General features: G+C 62.8%; 1 protein-coding gene. It reads left to right on the top strand.

All coding sequences use genetic code 11. The features are described 5' to 3' along the window. The coding region (locus EOA60_RS37190) for an NAD(P)-dependent oxidoreductase (protein ID WP_281060838.1) at nucleotides 1–400 on the top strand (400 nt) is incomplete at both ends.

Genomic DNA, 400 nt, shown 5'->3' with positions numbered 1-400 from the left:
CGTGATGAACACGCCCTTCGGCAATTCGATCACCACGGCCGAGCATGCCGTTGCGATGATCTTCGCGCTGGCGCGCCAAATCCCGGAGGCCAACGCCTCGACGCATGCGGGAAAATGGGAGAAGAACCGCTTCATGGGCGTCGAGATCACCGGCAAGACGCTGGGCGTGATCGGCTGCGGCAATATCGGCTCGATCGTCGCGACGCGCGGCGTCGGCCTGAAGATGCATGTCGTGGCTTTCGATCCGTTCCTGTCGGACAGCCGCGCTGAAGAGCTCGGCGTCGAGAAGGTCGAGCTCGACGAGCTTTTCGCGCGCGCCGACTTCATAACCTTGCACACGCCGCTGACCGACAAGACGCGCAACATCATCGATGCGGCCGCGATCGCCAAGATGAAGGAC

This window comes from Mesorhizobium sp. M1A.F.Ca.IN.020.06.1.1, from assembly GCF_004023265.1.
Classification (GTDB): Bacteria; Pseudomonadota; Alphaproteobacteria; order Rhizobiales; family Rhizobiaceae; genus Mesorhizobium.
The sequence above is the reverse complement of the archived record's forward strand: the minus strand, read 5'-3'. Positions and strand labels throughout refer to the sequence as shown.